This window comes from Haloactinopolyspora sp., from assembly GCF_027324685.1.
Taxonomy (GTDB): domain Bacteria; phylum Actinomycetota; class Actinomycetes; order Jiangellales; family Jiangellaceae; genus Haloactinopolyspora.
The window spans coordinates 1-17,103 of sequence record NZ_DAHVSH010000102.1; the positions used below are offsets into that span (position 1 = coordinate 1).

The 17,103-nt window shown below is 68.7% G+C and carries 16 protein-coding genes and 1 pseudogene; all 17 read right to left on the reverse strand.

Annotation, left to right across the window (positions count from 1 at the left end; all coding sequences use genetic code 11):
- Positions 1 to 756: pseudogene (locus tag M6444_RS11620) on the reverse strand (phosphoglucosamine mutase); the annotation flags it as partial.
- Positions 757 to 857: 101 nt separating this feature from the next.
- Positions 858 to 1,328 (reverse strand): 30S ribosomal protein S9, encoded by a 471-nt coding sequence (rpsI, locus tag M6444_RS11625; RefSeq protein WP_298327331.1) that lies wholly within the window; start codon positions 1,326 to 1,328, stop codon positions 858 to 860.
- A 35-nt stretch (positions 1,329 to 1,363) separates the two neighbouring features.
- Positions 1,364 to 1,807 (reverse strand): 50S ribosomal protein L13, encoded by a 444-nt coding sequence (gene rplM, locus M6444_RS11630; RefSeq protein WP_298327200.1) that lies wholly within the window; start codon positions 1,805 to 1,807, stop codon positions 1,364 to 1,366.
- A 188-nt stretch (positions 1,808 to 1,995) separates the two neighbouring features.
- Positions 1,996 to 6,378 (reverse strand): S8 family serine peptidase, encoded by a 4,383-nt coding sequence (locus M6444_RS11635; protein WP_298327204.1) that lies wholly within the window; start codon positions 6,376 to 6,378, stop codon positions 1,996 to 1,998.
- A gap of 153 nt (positions 6,379 to 6,531) precedes the next feature.
- Entirely contained in the window at positions 6,532 to 7,440 is a 909-nt protein-coding gene (locus M6444_RS11640; protein ID WP_298327208.1) for a GNAT family N-acetyltransferase, read from the reverse strand.
- Between the two features lie 251 nt (positions 7,441 to 7,691).
- The gene (locus M6444_RS11645) at positions 7,692 to 9,227 is read right to left on the reverse strand and encodes a sodium-dependent transporter (RefSeq protein WP_298327210.1); all 1,536 of its coding nucleotides are present in this window, start codon (positions 9,225 to 9,227) and stop codon (positions 7,692 to 7,694) included.
- Between the two features lie 165 nt (positions 9,228 to 9,392).
- Positions 9,393 to 11,069: an ATP-binding cassette domain-containing protein gene (locus tag M6444_RS23000; protein WP_363326332.1), complete on the reverse strand. Its 1,677-nt coding sequence runs from the start codon at positions 11,067 to 11,069 to the stop codon at positions 9,393 to 9,395.
- A gap of 54 nt (positions 11,070 to 11,123) precedes the next feature.
- Entirely contained in the window at positions 11,124 to 11,537 is a 414-nt protein-coding gene (locus M6444_RS11660) for a hypothetical protein (RefSeq protein WP_298327211.1), read from the reverse strand.
- A gap of 34 nt (positions 11,538 to 11,571) precedes the next feature.
- Positions 11,572 to 12,465 carry a tRNA pseudouridine(38-40) synthase TruA gene (gene truA / locus M6444_RS11665; protein WP_298327213.1) on the reverse strand — a complete coding sequence of 298 codons (894 nt, stop codon included), beginning with the start codon at positions 12,463 to 12,465 and terminating at the stop codon, positions 11,572 to 11,574.
- A gap of 14 nt (positions 12,466 to 12,479) precedes the next feature.
- Positions 12,480 to 13,100, reverse strand: a complete 621-nt coding sequence (rplQ, locus tag M6444_RS11670) for a 50S ribosomal protein L17 (protein ID WP_298327215.1) — start codon at positions 13,098 to 13,100, stop codon at positions 12,480 to 12,482.
- Positions 13,101 to 13,158: 58 nt separating this feature from the next.
- The gene (locus M6444_RS11675) at positions 13,159 to 14,172 is read right to left on the reverse strand and encodes a DNA-directed RNA polymerase subunit alpha (RefSeq protein ID WP_298327217.1); all 1,014 of its coding nucleotides are present in this window, start codon (positions 14,170 to 14,172) and stop codon (positions 13,159 to 13,161) included.
- A 90-nt stretch (positions 14,173 to 14,262) separates the two neighbouring features.
- Positions 14,263 to 14,868, reverse strand: a complete 606-nt coding sequence (gene rpsD, locus M6444_RS11680) for a 30S ribosomal protein S4 (RefSeq protein ID WP_298327220.1) — start codon at positions 14,866 to 14,868, stop codon at positions 14,263 to 14,265.
- Positions 14,869 to 14,900: 32 nt separating this feature from the next.
- A complete protein-coding gene (gene rpsK / locus M6444_RS11685; protein ID WP_298327224.1) occupies positions 14,901 to 15,302 on the reverse strand; it encodes a 30S ribosomal protein S11 in 402 nt (133 codons plus the stop codon).
- A 143-nt stretch (positions 15,303 to 15,445) separates the two neighbouring features.
- Positions 15,446 to 15,823, reverse strand: a complete 378-nt coding sequence (rpsM, locus tag M6444_RS11690) for a 30S ribosomal protein S13 (protein ID WP_298327226.1) — start codon at positions 15,821 to 15,823, stop codon at positions 15,446 to 15,448.
- A gap of 177 nt (positions 15,824 to 16,000) precedes the next feature.
- Positions 16,001 to 16,114, reverse strand: a complete 114-nt coding sequence (gene rpmJ / locus M6444_RS11695) for a 50S ribosomal protein L36 (protein ID WP_119951654.1) — start codon at positions 16,112 to 16,114, stop codon at positions 16,001 to 16,003.
- A 76-nt stretch (positions 16,115 to 16,190) separates the two neighbouring features.
- Positions 16,191 to 16,412, reverse strand: coding sequence for a translation initiation factor IF-1 (gene infA / locus M6444_RS11700; protein ID WP_026877474.1), 222 nt, complete (start codon positions 16,410 to 16,412; stop codon positions 16,191 to 16,193).
- A 196-nt stretch (positions 16,413 to 16,608) separates the two neighbouring features.
- Positions 16,609 to 17,067, reverse strand: coding sequence for a DUF1707 domain-containing protein (locus M6444_RS11705; protein ID WP_298327242.1), 459 nt, complete (start codon positions 17,065 to 17,067; stop codon positions 16,609 to 16,611).
- Between the last annotated feature and the right edge of the window lie 36 nt (positions 17,068 to 17,103).

A 17,103-nucleotide genomic window follows, 5' to 3' on the forward strand; every position in this document is an offset into this window, starting at 1 on the left:
GGCGTCGACGGCCAAGCACCGGTCCGCGTCGCCGTCGTGGGCGATCCCCACATCGGCCCCGGCCGCGACGACCTCGGCGGCCACCACGTCCAGGTGCGTCGATCCACAGTCCCGGTTGATGTTCAGCCCGTCCGGCTCGGCACACACCGCCACCACGTCGGCACCGAGTCGTCGCAGGGCCTCGGGCGCGGCCCGGTACGCCGCGCCGTGCGCGCAGTCGACGACCACCTTCAGCCCGTCCAACCGGGCCGGGGCAGTGCCGACGATGTGCGAAACGTACGTCTCGAGACCTTCGGGGTGGTCGGTGACCCGGCCCACGTCCGCGCCGGTCGGGCGGTTCCACGGCTCGCGCATCCGCGCCTCGATGGCGTCCTCGATGGAATCGTCGAGCTTCTGCCCGCCTTTGGCGAAGAACTTGATGCCGTTGTCGGGCATCGGGTTGTGGCTGGCCGACAGGACCACACCGAGGTCCGCGTCGAGCACGCCGGTGAGATACGCCACCGCCGGCGTCGGGAGGATGCCGACCCGGTACACGTCCGCACCGGCACTGGCCAACCCCGCGACCACCGCGGACTCCAGAAACTCACCCGAAGCGCGGGGATCTCGCCCGACCACCGCTACGGGTCGCCGGTGCGCGAATCCGCCGATCTCGCCCAGCACGTGAGCGGCAGCCACGGACAGGTCGAGCGCCAGTTCGGCGGTCAGATCGGAGTTCGCCAACCCCCGAACGCCGTCAGTGCCGAAGAGACGGGCCACATGTGCTCCTTGAAACAGGCCAATAGGTCGGGACACGAACGGCCCCGGAGCAGAGTACCCCCGGGGCCGGACTCGTGTGACCCGCGCTGCTGAGCGCGTGATCAGCGCTTGCTGTACTGAGGAGCCTTACGCGCTTTCTTCAGACCCGCCTTCTTCCGCTCGATGATGCGAGCGTCGCGGGTGAGGAAGCCGGCCTTCTTCAGCGCCGGACGGTTGTTCTCGGGATCGGCGGCGTTGAGCGCACGAGCGATCCCCAGGCGCATGGCACCGGCCTGACCGCTGGGGCCGCCACCGGCGACCAGAGCGATGACGTCGTAGCGGTCGGTGAGCTCGAGCTCGACGAACGGCGAGCTGACCAGCTGCTGGTGCACCTTGTTCGGGAAGTACACGTCCAGCGCCCGCCCGTTGATGCTCCACTGGCCGGAGCCCGGAACGATCCGCACGCGGGCGATGGCCCGCTTGCGACGGCCCGTCGCGGAAGCCGGCTCGATGGCCGAGAAGCGCGACGGGGCGGACTCGGAGGTGTAGCTCTCGACGGTGATCTCGTCGGTCTCGACAGGGGTCTCGGTCATGTCCTCACTCACGGTTGGCTCACTGGCCGCCTGGGTCACTGCGCGACCTGGCCGATCTGGTAGGGCACCGGCTGCTGAGCCTGGTGCGGATGCTCGGGGCCTGCGTACACCTTCAGCTTCGACAACATCTGCCGCCCGAGGCTGTTGTGCGGGAGCATGCCCTTGACCGCCTTCTCGATGACCCGGCGCGGGTTCCTCTCGAGGAGGTCGTCGTATGTGGTGGCGCGCAGCCCACCCGGCCGCCCGGAGTGGCGGTAGTCGATCTTCTGTTCACGCTTCATCCCCGTGAGCGCGACCTTGTCGGCGTTCACGACGATGACGAAGTCACCGGTGTCGACGTGCGGCGCATAGACCGGCTTGTGCTTGCCGCGCAGCAGGGTGGCGGTCTGGCTGGCGAGCCGGCCGAGGACCACGTCGGTGGCGTCGATGACGTGCCACTGACGCTGGACGTCGCCGGGCTTGGGGCTATACGTGCGCACGAGTCGCTGCCTTCGCTTCGTCGATGGAGGATGGAACTGGTCGGCGCATACCGGGTACCGAGAAGATCATCTCGATGAGACGCCAGTACGCACAACGACTCGACAGGATACCCGCCCAAACAGCAACGGGTCAAAACGCTGGTTGGGGCAGGCACATCGGGCCGGTGTCTGCCCCTCAGCATACCTGGTCACGATCGACAGCCGAACAGCGTGGACAAGCCGAAGTCCTCGACCGTCGAGCGCCCAGGCTGGACGCGCGAGCGGCGGAACTCCGGGCGCCAGCCGTCGGCGGCCACGACCAGCTCGACCGGGTTGTTCCGGCGATCCAGCCATATCGAGTACACGCCGTTGCGGTCGGTACGCAGGGTGAAGCTGGCTTCGCGTCCGTCGACCGCCACGACCGCCCCGGCGACCGGCTCCGCCGACCCGTCACAGCGCTCCCCTACGATCGTCCCGGTCAGCTCGCCCCAGCCGCGCGGCGGCTCCACCGTCATGGCGACGTCGATCGCCGCGCCGTACGGCGATCCGTTCTCGACGGTGATCCGGCCGTTGTACTCACCTGGCTGGTCGACGCCCTCGGCGGCGGCGTCCAGGGTGAGAGTCACGTCGATGCTCTCACCCGCGGCCAGACGGAACTCCTCGACGTCGGCGGACAGCCACGCCAGATCGTTCGACGCGCCGCACGAGCCGTAGCCGGGGAGGACCTCCGCGCGGGGCGAGCCGCCCCGGCCGGAGTCGCCGCCGACCTTGTAGAAGCCGCACGCGCTCCCGCCGCGCACGACGGTTTCGTTGGCGTTCGGGATGGGGGTCCACCGGTCGGCCGCAGGGTCGTAGGCGAAGCCCTCGTTGGTGACCATGGTCTCCGTGGCGCCGCCGGAGACCAGCAGCACCCCGTTCGCCGCCGCGTAGCCCGAACCCCACAACCCGAAGGGCATCGACGCCAGCGGCGCCCATGCGTCGTTGGCCGGATCGTAGACATAGGTGCTGGTGAGCACCTGCACCTCGCCGTCAACCGTCTGGGTCACGCCACCTGCGCAGTACAACTTGGCGCCGATACCGCCACACGAGGCGTAGGAGACGTTCTCCGGATAGGCGGCCACCGCTTCCCATGCGTCCGCACCGGGCCGGTAGGCGTACACCGCGTCGGTTCCGCAGATGTTGCGGTCACACCCGCCGACCACGTACATGACGCCGTCGACCACGCCCACCCCAGCTGCGGCGTAGGCTTCGGGCACCGAGGCGCCGGTACTCCACCGGTCGGCTTCCGCGCTGTAGATCTCCAACTCCGGGACCGGCAGGCCGTTGACGGCCCACCCGCCGACCACGTAGATCCGGCCGTCGATCCAGGCCGCCGCCGGCTGAGCGCGTTCGTGGGCCAGCGCCGCTCGCGGCTGCCAGTTCGTGCCCTCGGGGTCGTAGGCGAACACGCCGTTCTCGGTACGCCCGCCGGAGGTGACGCCGGCGATGGAGTACACCGTCCCGTCGTCGCCGCGGACGACGCCGTTGTCCTTGATCGGTATCGGGTAGTTCGGCACGTAACTCCATGGCGCGGCGTACGGCGTCGAGTTCTCCTCGGTCGCCTCGGTCGTCGCGTCGGTCGAACCGCTCCAGCCGGGTGAGACCGCCGTCTCGATCCGATGCACCGGCGCGCCTGCCTGAGCAGCCAGCACCGACGACGTCCCGCCGGTCTCGCGCAAGGTGACGTCCACCGGCGCGGCGCCGTCGTTGGTCAGGGTGACCTGGTGGTTCTCCTGCGTTCCGAGCTCCTGCGTGGTGCTCACCGTGCTCGGCTCGATCACCAGATGACCGGCCTGCAAGGTGAAGTCCGCTCGAACCGTGCTCCCGGTGGCGACCTCCACCAGCTGCGTGGCCGGCTCGTAGGCGGCGCGAGTCGCGGTGAACTCCGTGGGCCCGGCCCCGTCGGTGACGGTCCAGTAGAAGCCGTCATCCAGGCCGGGATCGCTCGGCGTGGCTGCCGTCTTCACCTCGGCCGCGCCACCGGCGATCGTGGCGCCGTTCAGGTAGGCGTCGGTGTTGCCGTCGACGACGTGCCCGGCGACGAGTCCGCCGTCCTGCGGGTCGCAGTGCTCGACGCCGAGCACCAGGTCGTCGATCTGCCAGAACCCGACGTTGATCGTCGAGTAGTGGAATCGCGCCTGGACCTGCGCCTGGTCGGCCGCTTGTGGCAGATCGATGGTGACGCGCAGCCCGCGCAGGCCACCGTTGGTCCTGCGCCAGACATTGGTCCAGGTTTCACCGCCGTCGAGGCTCACGTCGATCTCGCCGGTCGCATTCGTCGTGGCGCGGTAATCGGTCAGGAACGTCAGCACCGGGTCGGACACGCCGGTCAGGTCGGCCACCGGCGTCACCAGCGTGGTGTCGTACTCGACGAAGTTGGGCAGGGCGTCGGCATTGAATGCCGCGAATCCGCCCGAGCCACCCGTCTGGTTGCCGCGTCCGGCCGGGTCGTCGAAACGCCACACCGCTCCGCTGTCGTTGTTGTCGATGACGCTCCAGCCCTCCGGCGCGGTGGTGTCGTCGAAGTGTGAGCGAATGCCGCTGACGCCCCAGTCGTATCCGGCAGCGTTACACGACTCGGCGTCCACCGGCACCTCGACGTCGTGGGTCATCGATTCGCCGGCGGTTTCGACGACCTGTTCGACGTCCTCGTAGCCCGGGTACTGCGCGATGACGCGCACGGTGTGGGCGGTGTTCGCCGGCAGCTTCAGCTCGTAGTGGCCGGTGAAGGGGTCGGTGTAAACCGGCGTGGGTGCGCCTTCGACACTCACCCGCGCATACATCGGCCAGCCCTGGCCGGAGCCGTCCCGGACGGTGCCACTGACGACGACGGAGTCGAACGGGCTCAGCGCGACGTCGAGGGCCGCGGTCGAACCCTCCCCGACCGCGGCCGCCGACGCCGCGTCTTCGTAGCCGAACGCGGTGACCGTGACGTCGTAGTCCCCGGCGGTGAGGATCAGCGAGTACGCGCCGTCGGCGTCGGTGACGACCGACCGCTCGATCACGCCGGTGGCGGTCACCGTGGCGTGTGCGACCGGCTCGCCCGTGGCCGCGTCGGTCACCGTGCCGGCCAGAACCCCGGTGGCCGGCCCGGTACGGCCTTCCACCAGCGCCAGCGCGTCCAGGCGGCCTTCGCCGTAGACGTTGTTGTTCTCCGGCGTGCCGCCACATTGGTCGTCGGGCGTGTCGATGGCGCTGGTGTCGAGCAGGTCGCGGGTCGCGTCGATGTCGCCGACCAGGGTCGGGTCGGCCGACCACAGCAGCGCCACGGCCCCGCTGACGTGCGGCGCGGCCATGGACGTCCCCGAGAGCACGTCGTAGCCGCCTTGCACCGTCGAGCGCACATCGGTGCCGGGGGCGGAGATGTCCGGCTTGATCGTGCCGTCCTGGCCGGGGCCTCGGCTTGATCGGCTGTTGATGGTGTTGGAGCTGTCGTGGTTGCCGACGGAGTAGTTGATCGTGCGGCTGCCCGGCGACCCGCTCGTCTCGCACGCCGGTCCGCTGTTGCCGTTGGCCCAGACGCCGAAGATGCCGGCATCGGCCCAGGCGATCAGGATGCCTTCGATGAGCGGGTCATTGGACGGGACCCTCGACCCCCAGGAGTTGTTGATGATGTGCGGACGGCGCGCCGGGTCCGGATTCAGCCCGGCCAGGTCCGTCGGGGCGAGCATCCACTGCGCCGACGCGGCCAGGTGCGCTTCGGAACACACCGCGCAGCCGTTGGCGGCGATCCACGTGACGCCTGGCGCCACGCCGATGCGGTTGCCCTCGCCGCCGTCGCCGGCCATGGTGCCCATCGTGTGCGTGCCGTGCGAGTTCGTCGCGGCCTCGAACGGCTGCTCACTGGTGCCGGTCGCGTCGAACCAGTTGTAGTCGTGCGTGAATGTTCCGTCGCCGTTGTTGCCGCGGTACGACTCCACCAGCGCCGGGTGATCGAACTGGACGCCGCTGTCGATGTTCGCCACGACGATCCCCTCGCCGCGGGTCTTCACCAGCTCCCAGACGTCGTCGGCGTTGATGTTGGCGATGCCCCACTCCACGCCGTCGCTGGCGGCCGCGGTGGTGTCTCGGTCGGCCTCGACCGGGTCGGGTTTCTCGTAGCTCTGCGGAGCCCGGATCTCGGCGACGGCGGTCAGGTCGGCGACCTGTTCGGCCAGCCCGATCGTGCCGGAGTCGACGAGGATCGAGTTGTTGACCCAGAACGACTGGTACTCGACACCTTGGGCCTCGAGCACCTCGATCACCGCCTGCTGCGATTCCTGCGCGGTCCGGGTGAGTTCGTCGACCACGGCCTGGCCTCGAGCGGCCCAGTCGTCGATGTCCCGTGCTGCGGACGTGTCCGCCCGAGCGCTCAGCCGGATCCAGAAGTCCGTGGTCGCCTCGGCCGTGAGCTCGTCGAGCAGTTCCGGCTCGATCTTGTCCGACGGCGCCGGTACTGGGCTCTCCACGTCTGCGGCCGACGCCGTCGGCGACAACAGGGCGGCGACCAGCGCCGTCCCGCCGAGCATGGCGGCCGCCATGAACCGGTAGGAGTGTTTCCGTCCGAGCTGCATTCGCGACCTCCTGGCCACCGCGGGCGCGAACCGCGGCGTTCGCCACGGTTCCGGCTGGATTGGGCTCGAACGTAGAGAAAGTCGTGATCACGGCTCAAGACGTGACAGCGGCGAGTCATGGCCAATGGCACGAACCCGACAGCCGGACGGGGCTCAGTGCGTCAGGTCGCAGCTCATCTCCGTCTGCTCCAGCTCGTGTTTCGCCCAGCCGGTGGATTGGAAGAACGGCGCCGCGGTGTCGGCAGGCACGAGCGGTGGAATCGACCACGGCCGGCCGGCGAACCGGGCCTGCAGCCCGGCGATCAGCCGGGTGCCGTAACCGCGGCGCCGAACGTCTGGATGAACCACCAAAGCGGTCAGCGTCACGGCCTCGGCAGTGGTCTTGACCAGGGCGAACGCGCGATCGTCCAGGCTGAAGGCGCGGCGTGGCGGCGCGGCGGCCGCCACCGTCTCGGGGGCGAGTTGCCACGGTGGGTCGACCGGGCCGGACTGCGCCAGCGCCCGTGCCACCCGCACCGGATCGACCTCCGCCACGCCGGGCGCGGCAGCGGTGTCAACAGGACCGTCCCACCGGTAGCCCACCAGCTGGCGCACGGGCTCGAACCCCAGCGACTCGTAGAGGCGCACCGCCGCGGTGTTCGTCGAGATGACCTCGAGCACGAGGCGCTCGGAACCGGCAGCTGCGACCCGGCGCGCCACGTCGTGCATCAGGCTGCGCGCCACGCCGCGTCCCCGGTGATCCGGCGCCACCCCGAACCCGCCGAGCCGAGCGGTCCACCCGCGCCGGCACACCAGCGCGATGCCGGCCACGCGGTCACCGTCGAGGTAGATCCGGCTGAGGAACCGGTCGATGTCCTCCGCGCCGAAGCGCTGGGCGAATCCGGCGCCGTCGACCGTCATCGGCACGAGGTAGTCCTCGAACGACCTCGTCATCGCCGCGGCGGCGTCGTCCGACGACCACCCGTCGAGGGCGCTGGCCCGCAGCTCACCGGCGGGAGTGTCGACGACGAAGTCGGCTGCGGTGGACGGCGAGTCGGCCACGGCTGTGCGCACATCGGTCATGGCCGACGATTCTCTCATCGCGGGATGCGCGGCGCCGACGCTCGTGGCTTGCACCACGAGGCGTTCTGCTGCATCACCACCCGTGCATGGGTGGTGGGGCAGGGATTCGGCAAGTGAACATGATCATTTCACCGGGCGGGGGTGGCTTTCTCGCGGTCCTTCTTGACGGCCCAGAACAGCAGCAGGACCAGGATGAGTATGTCTCCGCCGAGAAAGACCAGGGTCCAGAAGACGACGTCCATGGTGCTGCCTCACTTCCTCTCCGGGTCGCGACGCCCAGGCGGTGCTTCCGGCGCCGGCGCCGACACCGCGGGCGTCAGGGGGCCGGCGACGATCCTGCGCGCGAACACGCCGTTGAGCGCGTACATCGCGACGAACACCGCGCCCCACTGCACCAGCATCGTCATCAAGCTGTACGGCTCGAACGGGTCCCACCACGTGTCCGGGGCGAACTCGTCGATCGCGCGGTAGATCCACCAGCCGAACAGGGCGACGAAGATCACCGGGAACAGCCGGATCAGCCCCGGCCACCAGGCGCCGACGCCGAAGTCGCTGTCGGCGTCCAGCTCGGCCCGGGCACGCTCGACGCCGTACTTCATCATCGCCACGGCGGCCAGGAGGCCACTGATGAGCAGCCCGACGCCCCAGACGAAGTCCTGGTTGGCGAAGAAGTCCAAGCTGACCGCGGACGGGATGCCGGCCAGGAACGCGACGCCGACGACCCACGGTACGGCCCGCCGCCGCGGCATCCCCATGTCCTGGACGTTCCGGGTAGCCAACTCGGCCATGGCGAGCAGGCTCGACAGCCCGGCCAGGGTGAGGGCGAGGAAGAACAGCGGTGCGAAGAACCACGTGCCGCCGGGCATCTCGCCGAAGAGCTCGGCGAAGTACACGAACGCCAGGCCCTCGTTGCCCGCTTGGGCGGCAGCGGTGGCGAACTCCGGCGTACGCAGCGCGAAGATCGTCGCCATGACGGCGATGCCGGCCAGCAGCGAGGCCAGCAGGTTCGCCGAACACACCGTTGCAGCGTTGAGGGCGAAATCCTCGCGCTTACGCAGATACACCGACAGCGTCAGATAAAGGCCCCAACCGGCTCCGGTCGAGAACGCCATCTGGGTGAACGCCTCCAGCCACACCTGAGCGTCGGTGAGCAACCCCCACTCGGGCACGAACAGATAGCGCAACCCCTCCGACGCGCCGGACAGCATCATGGCGCGGACCGCGAGGATGGCCAGGATGGCGAACAGCACCGGGATCGTGTACTTGAGGATCACCTCGAAGCCGCCCTTGAGGCCCCGGTAGACGATCACGCCGACCAGGCTGATCGCGATCGCATGAAACAGGATCGTCTGCCACGGCGTCGAGGTGAGGCCGTTCCACAGCCCTTCGGTGTCGGTGGTTCCGTCGAATCGCCCGGTGATGGCGTAGATGAAATACCGGATCGCCCAACCGCAGACGACGGAGTAATAGAACAGGATCCCGACAGCCACGAATCCCATGAAGCCGCCCATCCAGGCGAACCGGCGACCCATGATGTCGCGGAAGGCACCGATGGTTCCGAGCCTGGTTTTCGAGCCCATGAATGATTCCGCCATGAGCAGCGGAATCGCCCACACGAGGTTCGCGATCACGATGGCGATGAGAAATGCGCCGCCGCCCCATTCGCCGACGACCCGGGGAAACCGCCACAGATTTCCGGTCCCCACGGCCATACCGATGCCGGCCGCGACGAAGGTGAACCTACTGCCGAATACTTCGCGCCCTGTACCAGGAGACTCGTTCGCCATGGCCCGCTCCCACATCGGTGTGACATCGGTCGCTCTGCGCGAGTCATCCGCCGGTCGCTCGCCGGATGATGCCCGGCATCATGCTCCTTCGAGCGGCAGAGGGCAAGACCCCGGAATGCGTTCTCCAGGCGTTCTCCGGCGGCCCCGAGCACGTGCGGGCCTGGTTCAGCGCGTTCGGGTCACGCGGCCTTCGTCCCACACCGGTTCCGGTGACTCGTACACCGATCCGTCGGCGCCGAAGACGACGTAGCGGTCGAAGTCGCGCGCGAACCACCGGTCGTGGGTCACGGCGAGGACGGTGCCCTCGAACGCTGCGAGACCGTCCTGGAGGGCCTCGGCGGAGACCAGGTCGAGGTTGTCGGTGGGCTCGTCGAGCAGCAGCAACGTGGCACCGGACAGTTCGAGCAGCAGAATCTGCAACCGGGCCTGCTGCCCGCCGGACAACGACTCGAACGTCTGGTCGCCGGCCCGGGCGAGTTCGTACCGGTCGAGTACCCGGCTGGCTTCCTCTCTGGGCAGCCCTGCCCGCTGACCGTCGCCGCGGTGCAGGATCGACAGCAGTGTCCGGCCCATCAGCTCGGGGTGATCGTGTGTCTGGGCGAACCAGCCCGGACGCACGCGGGCGCCCAGCCGCGCCGTGCCGGTGTGCGCCACGGGTTCGATCGTCACGTCGCCGACCGGGCGGTGTTCGGGTTCTGGGTCGCTGCCACCGGCGGCCAACAGCCGCAGGAAGTGCGACTTGCCCGAACCGTTGGAGCCGAGCACCGCGATGCGCTCGCCATACCAGACCTCCAGGTCGAACGGGCGCATCAGACCCGTCAGTTCCAGGTTCTCGCAGACGACGGCGCGCTTGCCGGTGCGCCCACCGCGCAGGCGCATCCGCACGTCCTGCTCGCGTGGGATGGCCTGCGGCGGCCCGGCGTCCTCGAACTTGCGTAGCCGAGTCTGGGCCGCCTGGTAGCGCCCGGCCATGTCGGAGTTGTAGGCCGCCTTCTGCTTGTACATCTGGACGAGGTCCTTGAGTTTGGCGTGCTCCTCGTCCCAGCGGCGCCGCATCTCCTCGAACCGGGCGAACCGCTCGCGGCGGGCCTCGTGGTAGCCGGCGAACCCGCCCGGATGGACCCACGCCGTGTTCCCGGCGCTGCCCAGCTCGACGGTGACGATTCGCGTGGCGGTGCGGGCGAGAAGCTCACGGTCGTGGCTGACGTAGAGCACCGTCTTCGGCGATTCGCGCAGCCTCTCCTCGAGCCAGCGCTTGGCGGGCACGTCGAGGAAGTTGTCCGGCTCGTCGAGCAGCAGCACCTCGTCCGGGCCGCGCAGCAGCGCTTCGAGCACGAGACGCTTCTGCTCGCCGCCGGACAGTGTGGCGACGTCGCGCCACCGACACCGCTCGAACGGCACGCCCAGGGCGGCGGTGGTGCACACGTCCCACAACACCTCGGCGTCGTAGCCACCGGCGTCCGCCCACTCCACCAGTGCCGCGGCGTAGGCCAGCTGAGCCGGTTCGTCATCGCGGTCCATCATCACCAGTTCGGCGTCGTCGACGGCCTGCGCGGCCGCACGTACACGCGGCGGAGCCACCGACAGCAGCAGGTCGCGCACGTCGGCGGCCTCACGAGCCACGAACTGTCGCATCACGCCGAGCCCGCCATCACGCGTCACCGCACCGGCGTGCGAGCCCAGTTCACCGGCGATGATCTTCAACAGCGTCGTCTTGCCCGAACCGTTCGCGCCGATCAACGCCACTTTGGCGCCGTCACCAACGCGAAACGAGATGTCGTCGAGCAGCACTCTGCCGTCGGGCAGGGTGAAGCCGACGCCGTTCAAATCGATATGGCCCACCCGCACAGTTTCGCCGAGCACGACGCTCGGCGCGACGGAGTTTCGACGCGCGTCCTACTCGATGCCGTGCTTGCGCAGGATGGCCTCGATGTCGTCGAACTCGCTGTCGCCGGACGACGCCTTGCTCTTGCCCTTACCGGCCGACACCTCGCCGGCAGATCCGCTCGCAGCGCCGACTTCGTCAGTGCGCTTGGCTTTCGCGCCGGACGGCGCCTCGAGCTTCTGCCCGGTGGCGAAGAGGATCCCGGCCAGGGCCAGCATGCCCACACCGATCCAGGCCAGCGGCGAGAAGACCAGCCCGACGACGAACCCCACGATGCCGATGGCCGAGGCGCCCATGAGCAGGAACCCGCCGGCGGCCATCTGCAGTGACGCGGCCCAGCCCTTCGCCCGGCCCTGGCGTACGGACAAGGCCACCAGGCCGAGGCCGACTACGGCTACGGCGATTTCGATCGCGTCGGTGAACACACATCCAGGCTACGTCGTCGTGGCGGGATTGCCATCAGGGATCTCCCCCACTGGGCCCCGAGGGGAGCCCCCGGCGGTTGCGCGCCATGCGTACCCGCTGGGCCAACTCGTCGTCCGGCGGATAGCCGACACCCTCCAGCGTGAGCCCATGCGCCGGGGCCACGACGACAGCGGAGTCACGCTGCCGGGCAGCCAGGACCTTCGCCGGCCAATCCACCGGGCGCCGGCCGTCACCGACCGCCAGCAGCGCCCCGACCATCGCGCGCACCTGGTTGTGGCAGAAGGCATCGGCCTCCACCGTCGCGGCGGCGATCCCGTCAGCGCCCCGCTCCCACCGCAGCGTCCGAAGCCGCCGCACGGTGCTCGCTCCCTCACGGGGGCGGCAGAAGGCGGCGAAATCGTGCTCGCCCAGCAGACCCGCGGCCGCGGCGTTCATCGCTTCGAGCTCGAGTGGACGGTGATGCCAGAGCACGTACGCGCGCATCGACGGATCCGGACGATGCACCGTGTCGGCCACGCGGTAGCAGTACCGCCGCCAGGTCGCGGCGAAGCGTGCGTCGAAGTCCGGTGGTGCCACCGTGACCCGCCAGACCACGACGTCCGGCGCCAACACACCGGCGAGGCGGCGCACCAGCGCCTGCTCCGGGGGCCACGCCGACCGGCCCGGCACCGCGAGCCACACCGACTCCGGCACGTCCACGTGGCAGACCTGAGCACGAGCATGTACACCGGCATCGGTCCGCCCGGCCACCGTGAGCCGCGGCGCTTCGATGCGCAGCACCCGTTCCAGAGCGGCTTGGAGCTCGCCCTGAACCGTCCTGCGGCCCGGCTGCGCGGCCCAGCCGGAGAAGTCGGTGCCGTCGTAGGCGACGTCGAGGCGCAGACGCAACAGCCCGCCGGTCCCAGGCTGGGAAACGGCGGGCTGCATGCGGGTAGGCCAGGTCAGGCTTTGCCGGACGAGTCGTCCTCGGCGTCGGCGTCGCCGGCTTCGGCCTCCGCGGCCTCAGCGCTTTCGCTCTCGGCGGCACTGGCGTCGGCCGGCTCGTCGGCAGCACCTTCAGCTTCGTCGACCGCAGCTTCGGCCTCGGTGGGCTCCGGCTTGGACTCCGTGGCCTCCGCCGCGCCAGCAGCCGTCGAGGCCGCAGCAGCGCTCTGCCCAGCCGCACGACGGGTCGCGCTGGTCGCTTCGGTCACGACCTGCTCGGCCAGCGGTTCGACCAGCTCGATGATCGCCATCGGTGCGTTGTCGCCCTTGCGCGGCCCGATCTTCACGATCCGGGTGTAGCCACCGTTGCGGTTCTCATAGCGAGGACCGATCTCGGCGAACAGCGCGTGGACGATGTCCTTGTCACGGATCGTGCTGAGCACCTGGCGCCGGGCATGCAGGTCGCCCTTCTTGGCCTTGGTGATCAGCCGTTCGGCCACCGGCCTGAGGCGGCGAGCTTTGGCCTCGGTCGTGGTGATTCGACCGTGCTCGAACAGCGCGGTCGCCAGATTGGCCAGCATCGCGCGCTGATGCGACGGCGAGCCGCCGAGGCGAGCACCCTTCGTCGGGGTGGGCATGGTGATCGTTCTCCTGTATGGGTGGGTGTCAGTTCAATCCGCTGTACTGATGTCGCGCTCAGTACTGCTCGTCCTCGGTGAACGACTGGTCGTCATCGCCGTAGCTGTCGACGGCCGCGGCCGGGTCGAAACCGGGCGCACTGTCCTTCAGGCCGAGGCCCATCGTCACCAGCTTCGCCTTGACCTCGTCTATCGACTTCTGCCCGAAGTTACGGATGTCGAGCAGGTCCGCCTCGCTGCGCGAGATGAGCTCGCCCACGGTGTGGATGCCCTCACGCTTGAGGCAGTTGTATGACCGGACGGTGAGCTGCAGGTCCTCGATCGGCAGCGCGAGGTCCGCCGCGAGCTGCGCGTCGACGGGCGACGGGCCGATCTCGATGCCCTCAGCCTCGACGTTGAGCTCACGGGCCAGGCCGAACAGCTCGACCAGCGTGCTACCCGCCGAAGCGAGAGCATCACGCGGCCGGATCGACGGCTTGGTCTCGACATCGACGATGAGCTTGTCGAAGTCGGTACGGCCCTCGACGCGAGTGGCCTCGACCTTGTACGTCACCTTGAGCACCGGCGAGTAGATCGAGTCGACCGGAATCCGCCCGATCTCGGCATCGGTCTGCTTGTTCTGCACCGCCGAGACGTAGCCTCGACCACGCTCGACCGTCAGCTCCATCTCGAGCTTGCCCTTGCCGTTGAGCGTGGCGATGTGCAGGTCGGGGTTGTGCACCTCGACCCCGGCCGGCGGCGCGATGTCCGCCGCGGTGACCGCACCCGGGCCCTGTTTGCGCAGGTACATCACCACTGGCTCGTCGTGTTCGGAGGACACGACCAGACCCTTCAGGTTGAGGATGACGTCGGTGACGTCCTCCTTCACCCCGGGGATCGTGGTGAACTCGTGCAGGACCCCGTCGATCCGGATCGACGTGATGGCCGCCCCCGGAATCGACGAGAGCAGGGTTCGGCGCAGCGAGTTGCCGAGCGTGTAGCCGAAGCCCGGCTCGAGCGGCTCGATGGTGAACCGGGCGCGGTAGTCGCTGATCGACTCTTCGCTGAGGTTGGGACGCTGAGTGATGAGCACGTGGACTTCCTCTCCGCGACGCCCGCTATATGACTGTCGCGATCAGGGATTCGGCCGTGACCGGTGTGCTTGCCGGTCACGGCCCGGGAGTTACTTCGAGTAGTACTCGACGATGAGCTGCTCTTGGACCGGCGTGTCGATCTGCTGCCGGGTGGGGAGCTGGTGGACGAGCACGCGCATCGCGTTCGGGATCACTTCGAGCCACGCCGGAACCGGGCGGTCGCCGTGGGTCTCGCGCGCGATGATGAACGGCGTCGTCTCCTTGGACTTGTCCTTGACGTCGATGACGTCATGCGTCGCCACCTGGTACGACGGCACGTTGACCTTGACGCCGTTGACCAGGAAGTGACCGTGCACGACCAGCTGACGGGCGTGCCGGCGGGTACGAGCCAGCCCTGCCCGGTAGACGACGTTGTCGAGCCTGGACTCCAGCAGCTGGAGCAGGACGTCACCGGTGCGGCCCGGCCTGCGGTGGGCTTCTTCGTAATAGCGGCGGAACTGCTTCTCGAGAACGCCGTAGGTGTAGCGCGCCTTCTGCTTCTCGTGCAGCTGAAGGCGGTACTCGCTCTCCTTCTGCCGGCCGCGGCCGTGCTGGCCGGGCGGGTACGGACGGCGCTCGTAGGCCTTGTCCTCGCCGATCAGGTCGACGCCGAGGCGCCGGGACTTCTTGGTGAGTGGGCCGGTGTAACGGGCCATGGTGGTTCAGGTCTCCTCAGGTCTCGTGGACGTCAGACGCGACGGCGCTTCGGCGGACGGCACCCGTTGTGTGCCTGCGGGGTCACATCCGAGATCGTGCCGACCTCGAGGCCGACGGCCTGAAGCGAGCGGATCGCGGTCTCGCGGCCCGAGCCCGGGCCTTTGACGAACACGTCGACCTTGCGCATGCCGTGCTCCTGAGCACGACGTGCGGCCGCCTCGGCGGCCATCTGCGCGGCGAACGGCGTGGACTTGCGCGAGCCCTTGAAACCGACCTGGCCGGCGCTCGCCCACGCGATCACGTTCCCCTGCGGGTCCGTGATCGAGACGATGGTGTTGTTGAACGTGCTCTTGATGTGCGCGACGCCGTGGGCGACGTTCTTCTTCTCCCTGCGGCGCACCTTGGCGGCCGGACGGCCTTTCGCTGGTGGCATGTGTGGTTCTCCTGTCCGAATAAGTCTGTGTCAGCGCTGGGGGGTTCCGGGCGTCTCCGGACGCCGCCCCCGCCCGCTGCTCGTTCCTCGCAGATGCCCGACCGAACCCTGGCCGGCGTCGAGAGACGCCCGACGCCGAAGGGTCACTTGCCGGCCTTCTTCTTGCCGGCGACGGTCTTCTTGCGGCCCTTGCGGGTGCGTGCGTTCGTGTGCGTGCGCTGACCGCGGACAGGTAGACCGCGGCGGTGCCGGATGCCTTGGTAACTACCGATCTCGATCTTGCGGCGGATGTCACCTTGCACCTCACGGCGCAGGTCACCCTCGATGCGGTAGTTGGCCTCGATCCAGTCACGAAGCTTGACCAGGTCGTCGTCGCTGATGTCCTTGACGCGTGTGTCAGGACTGACGCCGGTGTTCTTCAGTGTCTCCAGCGCTCGGGTTCGCCCGATGCCGAAGATGTAGGTCAGGGCGACCTCCAGGCGCTTGTCGCGCGGGAGGTCGACGCCGACGAGGCGTGCCATCTGATGTCCTCACTGTGACGACGGAGGTGTCGGACGCACCGCGTCTCGGCCGGCCGTTGCGCCGTCGAGCCCCGGCCTCCGTCCCGGGGGTGGCCCCCACGCTCGGCAGTACCGATGTCGCGGGGTTGCTGGTGCGTTGCAGAGATGTTCAGTTGTGGTCGGGCGAGCAGGTGCCGGTCAGCCTTGACGCTGCTTGTGCCGCAGGTTGTCGCAGATGACCATGACCCGGCCGTGCCGGCGGATCACTTTGCACTTGTCGCAGATGGGCTTGACGCTCGGCTTGACCTTCATCGGGGACTCTTTCGTGGACGTGTGCCGGGAACGTGGCAGACGCTCACGACACGGCCATGTCCGATTTCGTCGGTGGTTACTTGTAGCGGTAGACGATGCGACCACGGGTCAAGTCGTACGGGCTGAGCTCCACCACCACACGGTCCTCGGGCAGGATCCGGATGTAGTGCTGTCGCATCTTGCCTGAAATATGGGCGAGCACCTTGTGACCGTTCGAGAGCTCGACCCGGAACATCGCGTTCGGGAGAGCCTCAGTCACGGTGCCCTCGATCTCGATGACCCCGTCCTTCTTCGGCATATCCTCCGCACTTCTTCGGTCTTCGTCGCCTGGCGCATCAGCACACTGCCCTCGACGTCAGCATTCGGTACAGACGACGAACTGTCACGCGCCCCCCGTCCTGACCGCATGGTCGAGGACCAGCCGCAGGGCACGACGAGACAGACCACAGTGGGCCGACGACAGATTCTACGCTAGAGGGCGCGGTTGATGCCAATCAGCGCTGCGTACGGCTCGTACGCCTACGGTAGGTCAACTCCGCGGTGGCGAGCACCACGCCCCAGGGGCCTGCCACCCAGGCGGGCCAGAAGTATTCGGGGAAGCCGTCGCCCATGCTGACCAGCAACCAGACCGTCAAGTTGATCGCCACGGCTACGCCGTAGAACCACCACGCCGCGTTGAGCGTGCCGCGCACCAGCCGGCGCATCGTGCCGCCGCGGTTGGCCGGTGGCGTGACCGATACCGGACGGGCCGGCGCCGTGGCCTGACGAGGCTGAACGGGAAGATCGGCGATGAGCTGATCAAGCTCGCTGTACGTGCGAGCGTTGTAGGCGAGCTCGATCCGCGCGAGCAGCTCGTCCTGGCGCAACCGCCCCTCACCGTGCGCGTCGCGGAGAATCTCGGTGACGCGCTCACGGTCGGAATCGGCAGCTCGCATCTCGTGCCGGTCAGCCATATCGCCAAGTATCCGCCGACGAGGTCACCAGGGCCA